Raw genomic sequence first — 16,310 nt, forward strand, 5'->3', positions numbered from 1 at the left:
CATCAGCGTCGTTGTAGGACAGGGCGGACGACGGACTGGGCACTCGAGAGATCACGTGAGATGGCGATTGCCGTCGTCCGCACCGCCGCGTCGATACGGGTCAGATTTATTCGGCCTGCCATACCGGAAATGGAGATTGCGCCGAGGACGCCTTCGTCCGGGCCGAATATTGGTGCTGCGGCGCCGACGATCCGGGGAAATGCTTCCTGGCGGTCGAAGGCGACACCACGCTTGCGAACACGATCCAGTTCTCGGTGGAAGAGTTCGGGATCGGTGATGGTGTTCTCGGTGTGTGCTTCGAGGACAGTGGGCCTCGTGAAATCCCCAGAGTTGGTGAACGCCAATACTGCTTTGCCGGAACAACTTGCGTGTGCAGGCCACCGACCACCGATTTGCTGCGGAAGGCGTGGTCCGTCGTCGCCACGGAAGACATCAAGGTAAACCACGTCGAAACCGTCCAATACAGCGAGTCCCACGTTGTGTCCCGTTGCTTCACGCAAGGCCGAAAGGTGGCGCCGCGCTGCTTCGCGGAGGTTTCGCTGCCGTGGAACAGATTCGCCGATCTCGAACAGGAGGAGACCCAAGCGGTAGTTGGTTCCTTGCCGTTCGAGCAACCCGACTCGGACGAGATCGTCGACCATTCGATACACCGTTGTTTTGGCCATGCCTGTCCGTCGAACAAGCGCTGCTGCGCTGAGAACGCCTGAGCTGTCACGAAAAGTCTTCAGTATCTCGGTGGAACGACCAATTGCGGAAACCTCGCCATCGGCCCGATGAATGGGACTCACCGAACTATTCTGTCTGCCGGATGCGAGATTGTCGAGGGGCAATCGCGCATCAGATCACGCAGGTCTTCCGGTGATGGGATCGCCGGAAATCGTCACGACTCGCACACCACGTCTTCTGCCGGCAGTGAGCCGTCGAGCAGGTACGAGTTGACGGCGGCGTTCGCGCAAGTATTCGCGTAGCCGGGGAACACCGCATGAGTGCGGCCTGGAACTGTCACGAGCCGTGAGCCTTTCATCGCTTCATGCATGCCGAGGCCTTCGTCGTACGTCGTGCGGGTGTCACCGGTTGCCTGGATCTGCAAGGTCGGAACGTTGTTGTCGATGTCGATCCGCGTAGGGGCCTCACTGCGCCAGAACGCGCACGGCATGATCGTGTTGTGTGTGCCGGCAAAGATCGGCTGATCATCACGGTGCTCCTCCAACTTGTTGCGGTACCACTGGGGATCGCTCGGCATCGATACGTCTCCGCAGACGATGGCGATTGTCCCGGCATAGTCAGGACCGGTTCCCAGTTCGGTCTGGAACCATGCCTGCATCAATCCCGTCAGCTGGGGATGGATGTTCTCGACGGTCTTGCCTGCGGCGAGATCGCGCAACTGAACCAATACCTGCGCGAATGCCTCGCTTTCCTTTTCGGTGTCGCCGGTTCCGTTGACGTACATCAGGAATGGAAGGACGTGATCATCGACGGCATGATCACCGATCTGTATCGGAGTGGTGGCCGCGTCCGAGATCAGCTTCTCGATGAGGGCGCGAACTTCGGCGGGCGTCGATCCGAGTGCATAGGTGGAGTTGTGTTCTGCTGCCCACTGCGAGAATCCGTCGATCGCTTTCTCGTTGGCCGGGCCCATGTCCTGGAACATCTCGTATCCGTATTTCTTCGGATCCGGTGCACTGTCGAGAACCACACGGTCGATCCTGTCCGGGAACATTTGAGCATAGGTTGCACCGAGGTATGTGCCGTACGACCACCCGAAGTACGACGCCTTCTCCTGGTCGAGGGCGCCACGAATCACGTCGAGGTCGCGGGCGATGTTTTGAGTATTGATGTGTGGCAGATAGTCCGGGTACTTGTCCCAGCATGTGTCAGCGGCCTCGCGTGCGAGCGCAACACTCTCGTTCCATCCCTCGTCCGTGGTGCCCGGCGAACGCATCCATGTCATCTGTTCGACGCCGCAGTCGATCGGTGTGCTCTTGCCGAGTCCTCGGGTGTCCATGCCGATGACGTCGTATGCCGCTGCGACTTCCGGTGTCATGCCCGCATTCAGAATCTCGGGCAATCCCAGTCCTCGGCCACCCGGGCCACCAGGGTTGGTGAGCAGGATCCCGCGTCGCTGTGCGGGGTCGGTGGACGCGACCCGCGAGATCGCCACTTCGATCGTTTTGCCGTCAGGGACGGAATAGTCCAAAGGTACTGTGACCATGGCGCATTCACTTGCGGTCGACGTTCCGGTATCTGTGGCGCATGGCCCCCACTCGAGATCCTGTTCGTAGAACGCGCTGAGATTCGATTGTGGATCTTCCTGCGGAGTAGCAGGATCCGAGCACGCCGCCAATGCAGGTACGGCGAGCGCGGCAGCGGCGATTGTGGTAGCCAGCCACCTTCGTGGTCGAGGCATGCGTGATCTGGGCATGGTGAATCCAGTCATTGTCGTGTCCTTGCGTTGAGCCCATTTTCGGGCAGTGTTGGTCACCCCACTTCGAATGTGGGGGTTAATCAGGGGTTTTCAGAGGCGGGATTGACGGGCGGCGAATTCCGCGGCCACAGCCTTCGCGAATCTTTCCTGGGTGACGGTTCGTCGATCCGCTTGGTGTTCGCGCAGTACCGCTACCAGCCGGGTGGGGGAAGCGTCCTCCGGTGCAGCCTGTTCGGGTAGCACGCTCTCGGTGAAGTCGCAGAACTGAATGGCAAGGGCCGCAATCGTGTCCGCGTCAGCCGGTGCGTCGGCGAGGGCATACATGCGAGTTATCAATTCGATGGCCTGCTCGCGGTTCGGCTCGGCCAATACCCGGCGATGGGCGGACAGGAGTGAATCGCAGACCTCGGGATCGCCCCCGGAGACCGTGAGTGCGAGGATCAGAAGTTCACGCTCGTTGTCGATCCACGCTGTCGGCGCACCGGCAACGACGTACTGTGCGAGCACTTCCGAAAACGCGTCGGGTAGTTCAGGATCGGCATTGCGGCGTAGCGACTCGATGTGCGCACGCTGAACAGCGATCTGTTCGGCCTTCGTCGCCAATTCCTTGTCGAGGGCATCGAGTGCGGTCCGAGTGTCGTGAGCGTCGCCGTCGAGTAGTTCGGCGATCTTGGCAACAGGAATCCCCAGATCGCGCAGGCGGCGGATGCGACTCAGTCGTGCCAGGTCCACCGCCCGGTACATGCGGTAGCCGTTGGGTTGGCGTTGTGGTTCTTCGAGAAGGCCGTTCGAGTGGTAGTAGCGCACGGATCTGACGGTGGTGCCGGCCAATTTGGCCAGCTCGCCGATGGTCATCATCGCCCTGCCCTCCCGTGATCGAATCGGATTCCGTCTGTGAAAACCATTCTCCAACCTTGACGCGGCGTCAGGGTCAAGATTCGCGCCGGAGAACGTGACCGTTGACACTTTAAGGAGACGGACTTAATCTGACTTTTGTCCTTTACGACATCGGCGATTTCGAGGAAGTGCCCTGATGGCTACCCTTTTTCCTGCGGCAACAATCTTTCCGATCCCCACCGACCCGCTTGCTGCGTACGGTCCACTCGTTGCTCGCCGGAATCCCGAGTCGGTAGTTCCGGCACCGTACGAACACTTTGCGGTCAAGGCGGTCGCGCCGACGATCGGAGCGGAAATCTCCGGTATTCGACTCGGTGGGGGTCTGTCTGATGCCGTGATTGCGGAACTCCGCCGAGCTCTCCTCGAATGGAAAGTCCTCTTCTTCCGCGATCAGGACCTCGACCGAGCGGAACATCGAGCTTTTGCCGAGCGTTGGGGCGATCTCGAACAGCATCCGTTCTTCAAGTACACGCAGCCCGGGCAGACGGACGTCGATGTCACGACACTGGCGAAGGATGCGATGGTCGGCGGAGTCGAGAACAACTGGCACAACGACGTTACGTGGCACGAGTTTCCTTCGTTCGCAGCAGTTCTTCGTGCGGTCGAGGTGCCAGAGGTGGGTGGTGACACTTTGTGGGCCGATACTGCAGCTGCCTACGATCTGCTTCCTGAAGACATCAAGAAGCGTATCGACCCGCTTGTTGCAGAACACGATTGGATCAACTCGTTCGGCAGGTCGATGCCGGTGGATGCGGTCGAGATGTTGCGTCCGAAGTTCCCCGCTGTGCAGCATCCGGTGGTTCGGATCATTCCGGAAAGTGGCAGGCGGGTGTTGTTCGTCAACATGACCTTCACGCAACGGATCTTGGGTGTGTCAGAAGAAGAATCGAACGAACTTCTCACGATGCTGTATCGCCACGTCAATCGTCCGGAATTTCAGGTCCGTTTGAAGTGGGAGCCGAATACTGTTGCCTTCTGGGACAATCGGACCTGCCAGCACTACGCGGCCAGTGACTACTTCCCGGCTCGTCGTGTGATGGATCGAATCTCGATTGTCGGGGATCGACCGGTGGGCGTCGGGGCTGATACGACGCTCAGCGCCTCGAGTGTCTACTACGGGAAGTAGTAACGCACCTCACATAGTTTTTCGACGCCTTGTCGATATGATTTCGACAAGGCGTCGATAAAAGTCGGCGTGACTCGTATCGACGACTTTGGAGCTTCCCGAATGTTCCTCGCCCTGCGTGAACTGTGGTTTGCGCGAAATCGATTCCTCTTGATGGGTGCCGTGGTTGCCCTCATCTCGATCCTGATGGTGATCCTGTCCGGCCTCTCGTCCGGACTGGTCAATGATGGTGTGTCCGCGTTGCAGCGGACGCCGATTCAGGCGTTTGCCTTCGCGCCGGACACCAAAGCCGACTCGGCGTTTTCGCGCTCGGTCGTCACCGAGGAGCAGGCGCAGGCATGGCGCATGCAACCCGATGTCCAAGACGCCGAGCTCTTCGGCAACATGATCGTCAATGCAAAAACTCGCAGTGGCATGCCTGTCGATCTCACGCTCTTCGGTATCGAACCTGGCTCCTTCCTCGAGCCTGTCACCGCCGACGGGAGGGGACTGCAAGCCGACACGGACATCATCGTCAGCTCTACTTTCCGCGACGACGGTGTTGCGATCGGTGACACCGTGATACTCGATCGACTCGGTACGGAGCTGACAGTTGTCGGATTCACCGAAGACAAGCGCACTTTCGGTCACGTCGACGTCGCCTACCTGCCCCTGCGTACTTGGCAGGAGGTTCACGCCGGTGCCAAGATCGGCGAAACCGTCAATGCCAGTGCCTATTCCGAAGCAAGTGTTGTTGCGATTCGGGGCGTTGGTGGCGCGTTGCCGGACCTCGTGTCGGGCGATGCGGCGGCAGGAACGTCCGCAAAGACGCTCGAGGAATCTTTCGACTCCTCACCAGGCTTCTCTGCGGAAATGATGACAATGTCGATGATCAAGGCGTTTCTGTACGCGATTTCGGCGCTGGTGGTCGGTGCATTCTTCAGTATCTGGACGGTTCAGCGCGGTCGTGAACTCGCAGTGTTGCGCGCGATGGGAGCCTCTACCGGCTTCCTGCTTCGTGACGGCATGGCGCAGGCACTGGTAGTGCTGCTTGGTTCCATCGGCCTCGGTGTGTTGCTGGGCTTGGGGCTCGGTTCGGGGCTCGAAGGCGGGGGGATGCCGTTCGCCCTCGAGTCCGGCCCAGTCGTCAACGGCGCAGTGCTCTTGGCGGTACTCGGGCTGGTCGGCGCAGCCGTTGCCATCGTCCGTGTTACCCGTGTCAACCCGCTCACCGCATTGGGAGAAAACCGATGACCACAGTCGAAAAGACCACAACCGGATTGGTATTGACCGCTGTCAGTCTTCGATTCGGTGACGGTGACTCCACCGTGCTCGCCCTCGACAACGTGAACCTGGAGGTCTCGTGCGGCGAACTTGTCGCGATCGTCGGACCTTCAGGCGCTGGAAAGTCGAGCTTGCTCGCTGTGGCCGGCGGACTCGGTCGGCCGTCGAGTGGAACGATTGTCATCGACGGCGTGGACGTGTCGGCGATGCCGGCCCGTGCTCTCGCCAAACTTCGACGAGACAAGGTCGGCTTCGTCTTTCAGTCCGGCAACCTGATTCCAGCGCTGACGGCGCGCGATCAGCTTCGGCTGATTCCCAAGCTCACGGGGCGGCCGGGTCGCGATCCCGAGGAGTTGCTCGACTCGGTCGGTATGAGTCACCGTGCAGATCGTCGACCCGGTCAACTCTCCGGCGGTGAACGCCAGCGCGTCGGTATCGCTCGGGCATTGATGAGCAATCCCTCACTACTGCTCGTCGACGAGCCGACGGCTGCTCTCGACCGCAAACGCAGCCATGAGGTGGTCGAACTGCTCTCGCGCGAAACTCACGAGGCAGGCGTCGCTACGATCATGGTGACCCACGATCACGACGTGCTCGGGCACTGCGACCGCATCCTCGAAATGGTTGACGGTCGGTTGCGTCAGAGCGAGTAAGCCCGCGAGGGGACTGGAGGAGATTCGGTGCCGAGGATCGATGCGCCCACTGTGGTCGAGCATCGTGCTGCTCAGCGCCGTGCCCTCCTCGACGCTGCACACGCTCTTCTGTCCGAGGCCCCGGACCGGCCGCCGGGGCTCGGTGAGGTGGCAGCGAAGGCAGGGCTCGCCAGGTCGAGTGCCTACCACTACTTCCGGTCCCGGGAAGATCTCCTCAGTGCCGTCGTCGAAGACATGTTCCCGCGCTGGAACGACAAGATCGTCGAGGCGATGGCAGGCGCAGACGATCCGGTATGGGCGTACGTCGAGGCAAACCTCCAACTGGTTGCCGACGGGGAGCATGCGATAGTCGGAGCGCTGGCGACACTGACCCCGCAAACATTTCGAGATTCGCGGATCATGGAAATGCACGACAGTCTTGTGCTTCCGCTGGTCGAGGCCCTCCGCCTCCGTGGCGTGTCGGACCCGAAGCTCACCGCCAAGTTGATCAACTCGCTGGTGCATACGGGTACCGAACTGATCGAATCCGGTTGCAGCATGGAGGAAGTCAGGTCCGCCGTGCGTGAGGTCCTCGCGTGACGGGCACCCTCAGGCCGTAATCAGATCCATCCGAAGGTACTCGGTGATGCGGAGCAGCCTCGGGGGTTGGGACACGTCTGAGGAAAGTGCTTGAAATGCTTCGTCTTTCGCGACGAGGCGTGGGGTGCCGAGGCTCACCTCCGTCTCGTCGACCGACAGTCGAGCGCTTCCCGCTCTCAAGACGTTCTGCACCCAGTCCGAGCCTGATCCGTACACCAGAATGAAGACGTAGCCACCCTCGACCGGATAGGCGTCGAGGGGCGTCCGGTAGGTCGTGCCGGATGTGCGTCCGACGTGAGTCAGTACCGGCCATTTACCGCTCGAAATTGCACGCGGGTTGAACACTCGTTTGTTGACATGTCCCCACCATCTAGGCATCGGCATTGTGATCTCCTCTCTCGATCGCCTTACGAGCGTAAGGCGGGCTTACACCTGTAAGGGTGACTTACGTATGTAAGGTTGTCAACGTATTCGTTCCGCCGAGGGGAGTCTGTGTGTCACGGCAACCGCGACAGTCGCTGAACAGAACTCGCGTGATCGAGGGTGCGATCCGCGTTGCCGACGCGGGTGGTGTCGAGGCCGTCACGATGCGACGGGTGGCCCAGGAGCTGGGCATCGAGGCGATGTCGCTCTACCACCACGTGCCCAACAAAGATGCGATTCTCGACGGCGTCGTCGATGCGGTCTTCGAGGCGATCGACCTGCCCGACAGTGAGTGTGTGGATTGGCGAGACGCAATCCGTGGACGCGCCTTTTCTGCTCGCACAGTCCTGTCGCAGCACCGTTGGGCTCTCGGTCTGCTGGATTCGCGACGCAACCCTGGCTCGGCGACCCTGCGTCATCTCGACGCTGTGCTCGGAGTCCTCCGGAAGGCCGGGTTCACACTCCCGATGGCCGCCCACGGAGTCTCGCTGATCGACAGCTATATCGGCGGATATGTTCTGCAGGAAGCGAATCTACCGATGAGCGCACCCGGCGACGTCGAAGAAGTTGCGAGTGACATCCTCGAGCACCTTCCGGCTGAAGAGTTGCCCTTCCTTCACGAGATGATCGTCGATCACGGTCTGAGTCCGGCTTACGACCACACGAGTGAGTTCGCCTACGGTCTCGATCTCATCCTCGATGCGCTCGAGGCGCGTCGCGCATCGGCGGCACCGGTCCTCGAATAGCAACGATTCGTGCCCAGTTGCTCACTCGTACTGGGGTGACGCAAGGTGTGTGCACGCGGATGAGCTGCAGTGTCCCTATTGACAGGTGGCTGTATATACAGGACTATACATTCATCAAAAGTGACCCAAGGCACATTACGTAGATGATGTGATGCACGCCGACCGCGGTGGCCGAGTCCTTCGATCGATGGAGTTCTGATGACTGAACGTCTTCCTGGAGAAGACCGGACGGAAGACGACAATGTCCTGCTCGACGGGAAAGGGTTGTCGGTTCACCGGGTGAACGAAATCGCGCGAGAGCCGGCCGTGATTCGACCTGCCGACGCGGCTCTCGAGCTCACACGGCGGTCATGGGAGACCGCGGTTCGGGTTTCCTCCCGTCAAGCGGTGTACGGGCGCACTACCGGGGTAGGCGGGAATCGCGAAACATCTGTCTCCGACGGTGTGCAGCAGGATCTGAGGCTTCTGAGAAGTCACGCAACGGGATCGGGCCCCAGACTCCCTGACCGGTTGGTGCGCGCCGCGATCGTCATCCGCACCAACCAGATCCTCAACGGCGGCTCAGGTATGCATCCCGACATCATCGACGGTCTGGTTGCTGCTGTTGCTTCACAGAACCTGCCGACAGTGCACGCACGCGGTGCGATCGGAACGGGTGACCTGAGTGCGTTCTCCGAAATCGCCATGGGGCTGATCGGTGAGAGCCCGCTTCGCGACGGACGCACCGGAATCGGTTGGACTCCGCACCACGGTGATGCGCTTCCGTTCATTTCCACCAATGCGATGACGGTGGCGATCGCCGGCGACACCAGTATCGAAGTCGCGGGGTGGCTTCAGCACTGCTTGGTTGTCAGTGTTCTTTCCGTGCTTGCGTCGCGTAGTTCTGTCGAACCGTTTGCTGCACAAGTACAGTCGGCAAGAATGCACTTCGGTCAAGCGGAAGTCGCAGAGCGGGTTCGCGATCTGCTGGCACCACACGACATCACACCCGTGAGAGTTCAGGACTCGTTCGGGTTTCGCGCCCTACCGCAAATCTTGGGTGCCACCTGGCAAGCGGTGCATCGACTGCAGAACACGCTGAGTATCGAGATGAATTCGTCTTCGGAGAATCCGCTGGTGTCGGTCGAAGACGACATGGTGTTTCACAACGGAAATTTCCACGCAATGCCAATAGCCCTTGCAGTCGACGAGGCGAAGTTGGCGGTCGCCAGTGCTGCCCTGCTCTCGCAATGTCGGCTCGCCAACCTCTCCGACCCCGCAGTCACCGGCCTTCGTGCGTTCCTTGCAGACGGTCCCGACGGCAGCAGCGGAACAATGCTTCTCGAATACACGACTTCTGCTGCCATTGCCGAGATCCGCTCGTCGGCGGCACCGGGGTCGTTGGGCCACACGGTAATTTCGCGCGGCACCGAGGATCACGCAAGTTTCGCATCCCAAGCTGCAACTCAATTGGCGGACATTCTTGCCCAATCTCGATTGGTGCTGGCGTGTGAACTGATCTCGGCAGTTCGCGCACTCTCGCAACAACAGCGTGAGCTGGATCCGGCGACCGAGCTCGGCGCGTACCTCGCGCGTGCGCGTTTGGTGCTGGACACGAGGACCGAAGACCGGCCACTCAGTGCAGATCTGAGTGCCGCCGTGAACTTTCTTTCTCAACCGCTCGACCAGTAAGCAGGTGGACCGAATCACAAGTAGGTGTGTGCTCGAACGGAACTCGACCATTTCTCCTGGGTGCGTCCGGACTCAGGTCGACACGAAAGTAGTTCGTAGATGATCAAATTCGACAAGGTCACCAAGGCGTATCCAGACGGGACCATTGCCGTCGATGCTCTCGATCTGGAGTGCCCGACGGGAAAGATCACCGCGTTGGTGGGTCCTTCCGGCTGCGGCAAGACGACCTCACTCCGCATGATCAACAGGCTGATCGAACCGACGTCAGGCACGATTTCGCTCGACGGCGAGTCCACGGCGGGAATGGATCCGGCCCTTCTGCGTCGACGCATCGGGTACGTGATCCAGCACGCGGGTCTCTTTCCCCATCGCACCATCGTCGACAACATAGCGACCATGCCTCGATTGCTCGGTGCGAGTAAAAAGGAATCTCGCACTCGCGCTATGGAATTGCTCGAAACGGTTGGTCTGACGACCAACTTCGCCGACCGCTATCCGTGGCAGCTCTCCGGAGGGCAGCAGCAACGAGTCGGTGTTGCGCGAGCATTGGCTGCGGATCCGTCATTCATGCTGATGGACGAACCGTTCAGCGCCGTTGATCCGGTTGTTCGCGGCCAGCTGCAAGACGAGTTTCTCCGTCTGCAGAAGGAAATCGGAAAAACGATCATCATCGTCACCCACGACATCGACGAAGCGCTGAAACTCGGGGATCAAGTGGTGGTTCTGCGTACCGGCGGCATTCTTGCGCAGGCGGCGACGCCCCTCGAATTACTGACTCAACCTGCCGACGAATTTGTTGCCGACTTCGTCGGACGTGACCGTGGGTACCGATCGTTGGGGTTCACGACATTGGACGGCGACCTACCGACGGTGTCAGAACCCGTTGCGCATCTGGGCGATTCCGCTGCGGCGGCCCGCGCACTCACCGGCGATACGTGGCTGTTGGTAGTGGATCCCGCGAACAAGCCGCTCGGATGGGTGAGGCCGGACGCGCTCACGGATTGTATCCGCCCGGATGACTTGAATCTCAGTGGAACACTTGCTGATTCCACCGGGACGATGCGCGCTCTGCTGGATGCGGCGCTGTCAGCGCCGAGCAAGCGGGGCGCTGTCGTGGACGACGCCGGACGCCTGGTGGGAACCGTCACTGCGCATGCTGCAGTGGAAGCCATCGAGGCTGCCGATCTGGCTGACGCGGGGAGGGCGCTCCGATGAACTTCGAATGGCTCGGACGTCAGTCCGACCGGATCATGGACTTGGTGGGATGGCATGTTCTGCTGTCGTTGATTCCCTTGGTGATCGGCTTGGTGGTCGCGTTGCCGATCGGCTGGGTCGCCTATCGCAGTCGTCGGTTGCATCCCTACGTGGTGGGGACGGCCGGATTGCTCTACACGATCCCTTCGCTCGCGCTCTTCGTGCTCCTGCCTCCAATTCTGGGTACCAAGATTCTGGATCCGATGAACATCATCGTGGCGCTCACCGTGTACACCGTTGCTCTGCTCGTGCGGGTAGTGGCCGACGCGCTCGATTCGGTTCCGCCGGAGACGGTTCTGGCAGCGACGGCGATGGGTTACCGGCCGTATCAGACGCTGTTGAAAGTACAGTTGCCAGTAGGAGTTCCGGTGATCTGTGCAGGTTTGCGCGTCGCAGTCGTCTCGAACGTCAGTCTTGTCTCACTCGGCGCACTCCTGGGTATTCCGCAGATAGGTTCCTTGTTCACCCAGGGATTTCAGTTGCGTTTCTACACGCCCATCATCGCGGGTATCGCTCTGTGTCTGGTGCTGGCGTTGATCCTTGATCTCCTCATCATGTTGGCGAATCGGCTGTTGACGCCGTGGACCCCGAAAGTGACTACATCATGATCAGCTTCCTTCTCGACGGATCCCACTGGACCGGGCCGGACGGCATCCCCACCCTTCTCGTTCAGCATTTGATGTACACATTCGCCGCGCTGGCGGTGGCTGCGGTTATCGCGATCCCGCTCGGTCTCTACATCGGACATACGGGCCGTGGCTCCGTTGTTGTTGCTGGACTGGCCAACTCGCTACGAGCGCTGCCGACCATCGGTCTGCTGATCCTACTGGTTCTCATCATCGCGCCGTCATTCCCGAACAAACTCGCGTATCTGATCCCCAGCCTCATCGTCCTGGTGCTTCTCGCGATCCCTCCCATTCTCACCAACACGTACGCCGGAGTTCGAGCGGTCGATCAGGCTGCAGTCGACGCCGCGCGGGGGATGGGATTTCGGTCGATGCGGATCTTGACCGAGGTCGAGATTCCATGTGCCCTACCACTCATGTTGTCCGGCATCAGAAGTGCCGTGCTTCAGATCGTCTCCACTGCGACTGTCGCCGCTTACATTTCTTTGGGCGGACTCGGCCGGTTGTTGATCGACGGAAAAGCTCAGAGCGATTACGGCCAGATGGCGGCCGGAGCCGTACTGGTATCGCTGATTGCCCTGGTTTTCGATCTCGGAATCGGAGCACTGACTGCGCGGGTCGTTTCGCCTGGCCTGACCAGGCGCGATCGGAAGAAGAAGACCGAGAAGACCGCCGCCCCCTCACAGCGCACCGCTGTGCCTGAGCCCGCACCGATCTGAGGACGTTCGACATGAAGAAGGTATTGATCGCCGCGTTGGTCGGCGTGACAGCGGTTGCGTTGTCCAGCTGCGGAATCGGCAAGGACCCCTTGGCTACGGACGGCGGCGGTAGTGCTGAGGGCGCCATCGTGATCGGTTCCGCCGATTTTCCCGAGAGCCAACTGATTGCGACCATTTACGCCGAAGCGCTTCGTGCCAACGGTATCGACGTTACCGAGAAGTTGAACATCGGTAGCCGAGAACTCTATGTACCGGCACTGCGCGACGGTTCCATCGATCTGATCCCCGAGTATTCCGGCGCCTTGTTGCAATATCTGGACAGCAAGACAACGGCGACGGCTTCAGATGAAGTATCCGCTGAAATCGATGCGAAATTGCCCAAGGGTCTGGTGGCTCTCGAGCCCTCGCCCGCAGAGGACAAGGATGTACTTGCCGTCAAACAGGAGACGGCGGAAAAGTATTCGCTGGAGACCGTCGAGGATCTGGTGCAGCATGCCGACGAGTTGACTCTCGGCGGACCGCCGGAATGGAAGACGCGTGAAAACGGCGTCGCCGGCTTGAAGACCAAATACGGCCTGACATTCCGGGAGTTCCTGGCACTCGATGCAGGTGGACCGCTCACGCTCAATGCGCTTCTGAGCGGGCAGATACAGGTTGCCGATGTCTTCAGTACCGATCCTGCGATGCGCTCGGAGAACTTGGTTGCACTCGAGGATACGAAGCACCTCTTCCTCGCGGAGAACATCACGCCGATCATCAACGAGTTGAAGGCTCGCGATGACGTCCGATCCGTGCTCGCGGGGGTTTCGGCGGCGCTGACCACCGAAGATCTCATCGAGATGAACCAGCGCGTTGCCGATCTCGACGACATGAGTGACATCGCTCAGGACTGGTTGCAGGAGAACTCCCTGGTGCCATGATCGAAGGCCGGGGTGGCGTCCTTGTCGTCGGCCGAACAGGCGATATCGATTCGACCCCGCTCGGGGTAGCGTCGCGAAGTCAGGCACGCCTCGACCTCGCGGCGAGCCGTTCCGACCAAGGATGCCGACATGCCGAGAAGCCGACCGCGCACACCCATTGGACGAGTTCGGAACGGCGCAGCCACTACAACCACGGTTGTAGTGGCCGGCGTGTGTCTGGCATCAGGCTGGAACGCCCATGCAGTTTCCGAGTTACGCTGTAGTTCCGTTCACGACGCCTAGTGGCACCGGACGGGCAATTCTCACCAGCGAGGGCGTCACCGTCATCTAATCACCGCCGGGAACGCTGACCGACCGCGGCGTCGGTGACGGCTCACCGTGGCTCAAATCGAATCGGCCTACGGCAACGATCATTCGACACGGACGATTCAGACTGAGTCAGGCCAATCGATCTTCGTCACCACCGGTGATCCGGGGCAAGTCGGTAATGGCGACCCCGGAGGGTTGATCGGCTTTTCGATTCACGACGGTACGGTCGGGCCTCCTGTGATCGGTGGTGTCCCCGGCTTCGAGTACTGCTCGGGCAATTCGTCGACTTCGACTTCACGATTGCCGACGGCATCCACATCCGAGCGGTGCGGAACGATCACGTACCCCGAGACAGGCGTTGTCGCCGCCATCGGCAATCTGCAAGGCGGCATCACTTGTGAGGTGGCAAAGGACATAGTTTGGAGTGCTCGGACAGAACTCGTGGAATCAGTTTTCAGGCAGTCCCGTAGATCTGCTGGAGGCGCGCCGAGGCTAGCGCTGAACCGGCACGTGCTTCGTGACTATCCGGTGGATCAGACGAGCAGCCGTTCGGGCAGTGCGATTGTCGACGTCGAGGCTCGGGTTCAGTTCGGCGACATCGAGAACCGCGAGTTTTCCGCTGGACGTGACTCGGTCACATACGTATTGGATGGTTTCGAGGCTGACTCCGTAGGCCGCAGGTGCGCTGACGCCCGGCGCCACAGCTGCAGGCAGGACATCGAGGTCGATGGTCAGGTAGACCAGATCGACGTCGTCGAGGAAGTCTGCGAGGAACTGATCCACGACGCCTCGGCCGATCGCTCCGCATTCTTCGTCGAGCAGATAGCGAACACCGAGGCGGTGAGCCGTGTCGAACAGTGCCGTGGTGTTGCTCGGTTGGCTGATTCCGATCACGCTGTACTGATGTGAGGTGCCTGCCGCGGCTTCGTCCTCGGCGATCTGACGAAAGGGTGTGCCGGAGCTGGGTATCGGATCGCCCCGCAGGTCGAAGTGCGCATCCAAGTTGAGGATTCCGAGTTTGGCTCCAGCGGTTCGCAACTCGGAGCCCGCGACGCCGAGGTATGTGCCGTAGGCGATTTCGTGTCCTCCCCCGAGAACCACAGGGAAGTGTCCCGAATCAAGCGCAGCGCTGACGGCGTTCCCGAGTGCGGCTTGACCGGCCTCGAGTTCTTCACCCGACACGGCAACGGTTCCGGCGTCCTGAATCTGCAGTGGTTCGGCCAGCGCCATGGAAGCCAACCCGGCTCGCAAAGCGTCCGGGCCATCCGCGGCACCGCGGCGGCCCTTGTTGCGGCGGACTCCTTCGTCGCTGGAGAATCCGATCAGAACACAGTCGCCGGGAGCTGTTTCGGCTGAATACGGTTGCACGGCATGATGCCACCGCAGATGCTCGGCAGTGGTGCCGTCGGAGCGCCCGGTCCACGGCTTGGGTTCGATGTCGACTGCGATCTGATGTGCCACGACGGCCTCCCGGTGAGTATTTCAGTAGCTTGTGGCGAGTGCGCCGTTTTTCCAGACCTCGCGCACCAGTGGCACGCCCGGGCGGTAGGCGAGGTGGAGGTACGACGGTGCATCGAGCGCGATGGCGTCGGCACGTGTTCCGAGAGAAAGGGTTCCGACGTCGGTGCGCTGCAGCGCCCGGGCGCCTCCTGCAGTGGCTGCCCAGACTGCCTCGGCGGGTGTCATGTGCATGTCTCGCACCGCAATTGCTATGCAGAACGGGAGGCTGGTGGTGTAGCAGGTGCCGGGATTGCAGTCGGCGCCGAGAGCTACTGTGACGCCGGCGTCCAGCAGTGCGCGGGCGTCGGGGTACTTGTTGCGGGTGGAGAAGTCGGCACCTGGCAACAGTGTTGCGACGGTGGAACTCTGAGCCAGGGCGTCGATGTCCTCGGCGGTGACGTAGGTGACGTGATCGACGGACGCGGCTCCCATCTCGACGGCGAGCTGAACTCCTGGCCCTTCGCCGAGTTGATTGCCGTGGACGCGGGGGATCAGTCCAGCGGCGACGCCTGCGCTCAGGACTGCATGTGCCTGTTCGCGGTTGAACGCCCCTCGTTCGCAGAAGACGTCGATCCACTTCGCGTGTGGCGCACAGGCAGGGATCATCTCGTCGCACGCCATGGCGACGTAGTCATCGGCGCGGCCGGCATATTCGGGTGGTGGAACGTGGGCGGCCAGCAGTGTGACCTCGTCGGTGAACTGTCCGGCGATCAGTGCGCTGCGTAGTTCGCTCTCGGTGTTCTGCCCGTATCCGGTCTTGCATTCGACGGTTGTGCTGCCCGAGCGCAGGGATTCGTCGAGTAGGCGTCGAACATTGGCCTGCAATTGTTCGTCGGTGGCCGAGCGCGTCGCTTCGATGGTGTTGCGAATACCGCCCGCCGCGTACTTCTCGCCCGCCATGCGAGCTGCGAATTCCTCGGCCCGCTCGCCACCGAACACCAGGTGCGAGTGACTCTCCACGAATCCGGGGAGCAGGGCCCGACCGCCGATATCCTGACCGATATCGGCAGCCGGGGCGTCGGCGGAATCACCGACCCAAGCAACAACGCCCTCGTCGAAAACGATTGCCGCGTCGTGTCGTACGCCGAGCTTGCCCTCACCCAGAGTCGGGTCATTGGTGACGAGGGTTCCGATGTTGGTCAGAACTGTGGTTCGAGAACCATTCGTGGTCAATGTAATTCCTAACTCAGGGTGAGGTG

18 protein-coding genes are annotated in these 16,310 nt (G+C 60.8%); 10 read left to right on the top strand and 8 right to left on the bottom strand.

Annotated elements, in window-relative coordinates; all coding sequences use genetic code 11:
* Positions 1 to 2: 2 nt before the first annotated feature.
* From RhoBH5_RS17835 to RhoBH5_RS17845, 3 genes are all read right to left on the bottom strand, one after another.
* Entirely contained in the window at positions 3 to 788 is a 786-nt protein-coding gene (locus tag RhoBH5_RS17835) for an IclR family transcriptional regulator (protein WP_042448469.1), read from the bottom strand.
* 92 nt (positions 789 to 880) lie between these two features.
* Positions 881 to 2,437 carry an alpha/beta hydrolase gene (locus RhoBH5_RS17840; protein ID WP_166502659.1) on the bottom strand — a complete coding sequence of 519 codons (1,557 nt, stop codon included), beginning with the start codon at positions 2,435 to 2,437 and terminating at the stop codon, positions 881 to 883.
* Positions 2,438 to 2,515: 78 nt separating this feature from the next.
* Positions 2,516 to 3,283, bottom strand: a complete 768-nt coding sequence (locus RhoBH5_RS17845; protein WP_030536956.1) for a MerR family transcriptional regulator — start codon at positions 3,281 to 3,283, stop codon at positions 2,516 to 2,518.
* 175 nt (positions 3,284 to 3,458) lie between these two features.
* On the opposite strand from RhoBH5_RS17845, the gene RhoBH5_RS17850 reads away from it, so the two are divergent.
* From RhoBH5_RS17850 to RhoBH5_RS17865, 4 genes are all read left to right on the top strand, one after another.
* The gene (locus RhoBH5_RS17850) at positions 3,459 to 4,448 is read left to right on the top strand and encodes a TauD/TfdA dioxygenase family protein (RefSeq protein ID WP_270008611.1); all 990 of its coding nucleotides are present in this window, start codon (positions 3,459 to 3,461) and stop codon (positions 4,446 to 4,448) included.
* 102 nt (positions 4,449 to 4,550) lie between these two features.
* Positions 4,551 to 5,681, top strand: a complete 1,131-nt coding sequence (locus tag RhoBH5_RS17855; RefSeq protein ID WP_270008638.1) for an ABC transporter permease — start codon at positions 4,551 to 4,553, stop codon at positions 5,679 to 5,681.
* A complete protein-coding gene (locus RhoBH5_RS17860) occupies positions 5,678 to 6,364 on the top strand; it encodes an ABC transporter ATP-binding protein (RefSeq protein ID WP_003939803.1) in 687 nt (228 codons plus the stop codon). Before RhoBH5_RS17855 ends, RhoBH5_RS17860 begins: the two co-directional genes overlap by 4 nt.
* A gap of 27 nt (positions 6,365 to 6,391) precedes the next feature.
* The gene (locus RhoBH5_RS17865; protein ID WP_054781557.1) at positions 6,392 to 6,943 is read left to right on the top strand and encodes a TetR/AcrR family transcriptional regulator; all 552 of its coding nucleotides are present in this window, start codon (positions 6,392 to 6,394) and stop codon (positions 6,941 to 6,943) included.
* A 9-nt stretch (positions 6,944 to 6,952) separates the two neighbouring features.
* Here RhoBH5_RS17865 and RhoBH5_RS17870 read toward each other — a convergent pair whose 3' ends face one another.
* Positions 6,953 to 7,327 carry a nitroreductase family deazaflavin-dependent oxidoreductase gene (locus RhoBH5_RS17870; RefSeq protein ID WP_058037648.1) on the bottom strand — a complete coding sequence of 125 codons (375 nt, stop codon included), beginning with the start codon at positions 7,325 to 7,327 and terminating at the stop codon, positions 6,953 to 6,955.
* A 110-nt stretch (positions 7,328 to 7,437) separates the two neighbouring features.
* Here RhoBH5_RS17870 and RhoBH5_RS17875 point away from each other — a divergent pair, with 110 nt between their 5' ends.
* The 6 genes from RhoBH5_RS17875 (at position 7,438) to RhoBH5_RS17900 (ending at position 13,302) form a co-directional block, all read left to right on the top strand.
* On the top strand, positions 7,438 to 8,112 hold the full coding sequence (locus RhoBH5_RS17875; RefSeq protein WP_270008612.1) for a TetR/AcrR family transcriptional regulator: 675 nt from the start codon (positions 7,438 to 7,440) through the stop codon (positions 8,110 to 8,112).
* 198 nt (positions 8,113 to 8,310) lie between these two features.
* Positions 8,311 to 9,783: an aromatic amino acid ammonia-lyase gene (locus RhoBH5_RS17880; protein ID WP_003940419.1), complete on the top strand. Its 1,473-nt coding sequence runs from the start codon at positions 8,311 to 8,313 to the stop codon at positions 9,781 to 9,783.
* Positions 9,784 to 9,882: 99 nt separating this feature from the next.
* Positions 9,883 to 10,998: an ABC transporter ATP-binding protein gene (locus RhoBH5_RS17885; protein ID WP_161121078.1), complete on the top strand. Its 1,116-nt coding sequence runs from the start codon at positions 9,883 to 9,885 to the stop codon at positions 10,996 to 10,998.
* Positions 10,995 to 11,645: an ABC transporter permease gene (locus tag RhoBH5_RS17890; protein WP_003940005.1), complete on the top strand. Its 651-nt coding sequence runs from the start codon at positions 10,995 to 10,997 to the stop codon at positions 11,643 to 11,645. Before RhoBH5_RS17885 ends, RhoBH5_RS17890 begins: the two co-directional genes overlap by 4 nt.
* The gene (locus RhoBH5_RS17895) at positions 11,642 to 12,382 is read left to right on the top strand and encodes an ABC transporter permease (RefSeq protein ID WP_030536962.1); all 741 of its coding nucleotides are present in this window, start codon (positions 11,642 to 11,644) and stop codon (positions 12,380 to 12,382) included. Before RhoBH5_RS17890 ends, RhoBH5_RS17895 begins: the two co-directional genes overlap by 4 nt.
* A gap of 11 nt (positions 12,383 to 12,393) precedes the next feature.
* On the top strand, positions 12,394 to 13,302 hold the full coding sequence (locus RhoBH5_RS17900; protein WP_030536963.1) for an ABC transporter substrate-binding protein: 909 nt from the start codon (positions 12,394 to 12,396) through the stop codon (positions 13,300 to 13,302).
* On the opposite strand, the gene RhoBH5_RS17905 is transcribed toward RhoBH5_RS17900, so the two are convergent.
* From RhoBH5_RS17905 to hutI, 4 genes are all read right to left on the bottom strand, one after another.
* Positions 13,266 to 13,487: a hypothetical protein gene (locus RhoBH5_RS17905; RefSeq protein WP_270008613.1), complete on the bottom strand. Its 222-nt coding sequence runs from the start codon at positions 13,485 to 13,487 to the stop codon at positions 13,266 to 13,268. The genes RhoBH5_RS17900 and RhoBH5_RS17905 overlap by 37 nt on opposite strands.
* A gap of 336 nt (positions 13,488 to 13,823) precedes the next feature.
* Positions 13,824 to 13,982 (bottom strand): hypothetical protein, encoded by a 159-nt coding sequence (locus RhoBH5_RS17910; RefSeq protein ID WP_164490598.1) that lies wholly within the window; start codon positions 13,980 to 13,982, stop codon positions 13,824 to 13,826.
* Positions 13,983 to 14,103: 121 nt separating this feature from the next.
* Complete coding sequence (gene hutG / locus RhoBH5_RS17915; protein ID WP_042926100.1) at positions 14,104 to 15,072, bottom strand: formimidoylglutamase; 969 nt, start codon at positions 15,070 to 15,072, stop codon at positions 14,104 to 14,106.
* A 21-nt stretch (positions 15,073 to 15,093) separates the two neighbouring features.
* Positions 15,094 to 16,284, bottom strand: coding sequence for an imidazolonepropionase (gene hutI / locus RhoBH5_RS17920; protein WP_042926102.1), 1,191 nt, complete (start codon positions 16,282 to 16,284; stop codon positions 15,094 to 15,096).
* Positions 16,285 to 16,310: the final 26 nt, after the last annotated feature.

The organism is Rhodococcus sp. BH5, from assembly GCF_027583855.1.
GTDB classification, from domain to species: Bacteria; Actinomycetota; Actinomycetes; order Mycobacteriales; family Mycobacteriaceae; genus Rhodococcus_F; species Rhodococcus_F qingshengii.

What these genes read in the sequence shown, in the direction of transcription:
- RhoBH5_RS17840 (WP_166502659.1), bottom strand. Translation starts at nt 2,437, where the DNA reads ATGACTGGATTCACCATGCCCAGATCACGCATGCCTCGACCACGAAGG.
- RhoBH5_RS17845 (WP_030536956.1), bottom strand. Translation starts at nt 3,283, where the DNA reads ATGATGACCATCGGCGAGCTGGCCAAATTGGCCGGCACCACCGTCAGA.
- RhoBH5_RS17855 (WP_270008638.1), top strand. Translation starts at nt 4,551, where the DNA reads ATGTTCCTCGCCCTGCGTGAACTGTGGTTTGCGCGAAATCGATTCCTC.
- RhoBH5_RS17895 (WP_030536962.1), top strand. Translation starts at nt 11,642, where the DNA reads ATGATCAGCTTCCTTCTCGACGGATCCCACTGGACCGGGCCGGACGGC.
- RhoBH5_RS17850 (WP_270008611.1), top strand. Translation starts at nt 3,459, where the DNA reads ATGGCTACCCTTTTTCCTGCGGCAACAATCTTTCCGATCCCCACCGAC.
- RhoBH5_RS17900 (WP_030536963.1), top strand. Translation starts at nt 12,394, where the DNA reads ATGAAGAAGGTATTGATCGCCGCGTTGGTCGGCGTGACAGCGGTTGCG.
- RhoBH5_RS17870 (WP_058037648.1), bottom strand. Translation starts at nt 7,327, where the DNA reads ATGCCGATGCCTAGATGGTGGGGACATGTCAACAAACGAGTGTTCAAC.
- RhoBH5_RS17860 (WP_003939803.1), top strand. Translation starts at nt 5,678, where the DNA reads ATGACCACAGTCGAAAAGACCACAACCGGATTGGTATTGACCGCTGTC.
- RhoBH5_RS17885 (WP_161121078.1), top strand. Translation starts at nt 9,883, where the DNA reads ATGATCAAATTCGACAAGGTCACCAAGGCGTATCCAGACGGGACCATT.
- RhoBH5_RS17910 (WP_164490598.1), bottom strand. Translation starts at nt 13,982, where the DNA reads ATGGCGGCGACAACGCCTGTCTCGGGGTACGTGATCGTTCCGCACCGC.
- RhoBH5_RS17890 (WP_003940005.1), top strand. Translation starts at nt 10,995, where the DNA reads ATGAACTTCGAATGGCTCGGACGTCAGTCCGACCGGATCATGGACTTG.
- RhoBH5_RS17880 (WP_003940419.1), top strand. Translation starts at nt 8,311, where the DNA reads ATGACTGAACGTCTTCCTGGAGAAGACCGGACGGAAGACGACAATGTC.